A 2868-nucleotide genomic window follows, 5' to 3' on the forward strand; every position below is an offset into this window, starting at 1 on the left:
ATGAATTGCCCCTACCAAAACGCGCGAATGGATCATTCAAGGTTGACAAGCGGACCTGACAAGCAGGTCCCTCCGGACAATTCGGAGGGGCACGCTCGTCGTGCCCGGGGAAACCCCTAACGGTCGGGCAAATCGGGAAACTGTGGCGACCTGGTGAGACGCCAAACGGCATTCAAGCAACCGAAAACCCTGTACCGGGTGGTCCGGGGAAAGTCGCCAGCACCCGGCAAGATGTTCCGCCGGGAAGCAGCGTCCCTAATGCGGAGCCGGCAGAGAGACGGATAAATAGGGAATAAGCCTGGACAAGAGGGGGCAGGTGGCGGCAGGACGGAAGACAATGGGATTTTGTTAACAGACGAGCATTAGGGCGACAGTTTGCGTAAGGAAAAGTGTATAGCCCACAGAGGGTGAGAAGTCAAGCGAATGTCCCCGTATTATGCCGCTTTTGTGAGCGGAGCAGAGTCGGGGAGGAGCGAGAATTTCGATTTTAACGCTGGACATCGGCCAGTTTTTGTGTAGAATTGAGCGACGGGCCCCATTGCGAACCCAGCCTCGGTCTTAGAGGCACGCGGGTCAATACCAAATTAGCCAGTCCCGCCTTAAAGAACATTTGGGGCACGGCCGTTCCAGTGCTGATGTGGGATCGTGTTGACGAGAACGCGATTCGGGACCAGAACTCATGGGAGGCTAAGCCCCGCTCATCCGGCTGCTGATCTGCTCCGTTGGCTGCTGGGAGGTGCGCGCGGAGTGTTTTCGCCTTTGGGGATTGCGGGGAGTTCGTCGATTCGAGTGATCCGGAAATGACGGTCCCTCAGACGGTGATCCATCACATCAGTATGTGGGGACGGCGCATCGTTCCTTCCCGGCGATTGCCTGTGAGCACCTTGCCGTCGCTACCTGTTCGCCGGGTTGCCAGCGGTGTGGTGAGGAGTCAGTCATTTTGTGAGGGTGGTTAGAAAGCAGTCTGGAGGAGTCATGGCCTTGTACGAAGCCGATCACCTGTTCGACGATTTGGAATTGCGCCCGATGGAGGATGACGAGGAGCTCGAGCTCCACGAAGGGGCACTTTTGGAAATGGCTGAGTCGTACGCGGCGGACGAGGAGGACCTCGAGGATGAGGATGAGCTGAACGAGGAGGCCTGTCGAGCGGCGGCCGAGGCCGACGAAGACGATGAAGAGGCCCCGCTCACTGCCGAGGAAGAGGAGTCCTGGTCCGACGATCCCGTCCGCATGTACCTCACCCAGATGGGTGAAATCCCGCTCCTCACGCGGCAGCAGGAAATCGCCCTGGCCAAGAAAATCGAGATCACCCGCGCCAAGTTCCGCCGCAAACTTATGGAGTGCGACTATGTCCTCCAACAGGCGGTGCGGACCTTTGTGCGGGTGGACGAGGGCAAACTGCCCTTCGATCGGACGGTTCAGGTCTCGGTGACGGACCATCTGGAAAAACAGCAGATCCTCGGCCGATTGCCGCACAATCTCAAGACGCTCCAGGCCATCCTGAAGCGGAACCGCCGGGATTATCTCACCGCGCTGAGCAAGTCCAAGCCCATGGAAGAGCGGCGGGCGGCCTGGCGGCGATTGGGACGGTCACGGCGTCGGGCGGTTCGCCTCGCCGAAGAACTCGGCCTGCGGACCCAGCGGCTGGAGCCGATGATCAAGGCCCTCGAAGAGTTCAGCCGCCGGGTCGATGAATTGAAAGCCCGCATCACCGAGCACGTCAAGGCCGGCCGTCCCTACAAGGAACGGGAACCGTGGATCAAGGAATACCGCGATATCCTCCGCCTTACCCAGGAAACCCCCACCAGCCTGCGAAACCGCGTGGCCTACGTGAAAAAGGTGTACGCCGAATACATGGAAGCCAAGCAGGAACTGTCCAAGGGCAACCTGCGGCTGGTCGTGTCCATCGCCAAGAAATACCGCAACCGGGGACTGAGCTTCCTGGACCTGATCCAGGAAGGGAATGCCGGTTTGATGCGGGCGGTGGACAAATTCGAGTATCGCCGCGGCTTCAAGTTCTGCACGTACGCCACGTGGTGGATCCGGCAGGCGATCACCCGGGCGGTCGCGGATCAAAGCCGCACCATCCGCATCCCGGTTCACATGGCCGAGACGATGAGCCGCGTCCGCAACGTTTCCCGCAAGCTCTATCAGGACCTCGGTCACGAACCGACGCTGGAAGAAATGGCCGCGGCGGCCGACGCCAAAGCCGAGGAAACCCGACGCGTCCTCACCATGAACCGGTATCCGATCAGTCTCGATCGGCCTGTCGGCAACAGCGAGGACAGCCATTTCGGCGATCTCCTCCCGGATACCTCCGCGGAGAACCCGCTCGACGGCGCCACCTTGGATATGCTCCGCGAAAAGATCAATAAAGTACTCAAGACGCTGAGCTACCGCGAGCGGGAAATCATCAAGCTCCGTTACGGCCTGGGGGACGGCTACTGCTACACCCTGGAGGAGGTCGGTCACATCTTCAAGGTGACCCGCGAACGAATCCGCCAGATCGAAGCGAAGGCCGTTCGCAAGCTCCAGCAGCCGTCGCGCAGCCAGGAACTGGTGGGCTTCCTCGATTGAGGATTTTCCATCTGGGCAAGACGACAGGCGGCCCGTCCGTCGGCTTAAACGCCGACGCGGGCCGTTTTTTTATTGGACCACGCCGTTCCGTCGATCTCCCGTTCCCGACGCCCCGGGGTGGTCAGCGGAATCCCTTCTGACGTTCCGTCGGAGCGATTCATAAATCGCTCCTACCGGGATTCGATCGGTTCACTTGCGTTTGACGCCTGGTAGGGGCAATTCATGAATTGCCCCTACAACGTTGGAGGGACCCGGTCGTCGGGTCCGCTTACCAACGTTGGATGATCCATT

Annotated in this window: 1 protein-coding gene; it reads left to right on the top strand. The window is 59.9% G+C overall.

The window, feature by feature from the left end:
• Window positions 1-975: 975 nt before the first annotated feature.
• Window positions 976-2577: a sigma-70 family RNA polymerase sigma factor gene (locus H5U08_RS14660; RefSeq protein WP_297034633.1), complete on the top strand. Its 1602-nt coding sequence runs from the start codon at window positions 976-978 to the stop codon at window positions 2575-2577.
• The last annotated feature ends 291 nt before the right edge of the window (window positions 2578-2868 follow it).

It is taken from the genome of Thermogutta sp., from assembly GCF_014359955.1.
Taxonomy (GTDB): domain Bacteria; phylum Planctomycetota; class Planctomycetia; order Pirellulales; family Thermoguttaceae; genus Thermogutta.

What these genes read in the sequence shown, in the direction of transcription:
- H5U08_RS14660 (WP_297034633.1), top strand. Translation starts at nt 976, where the DNA reads ATGGCCTTGTACGAAGCCGATCACCTGTTCGACGATTTGGAATTGCGC.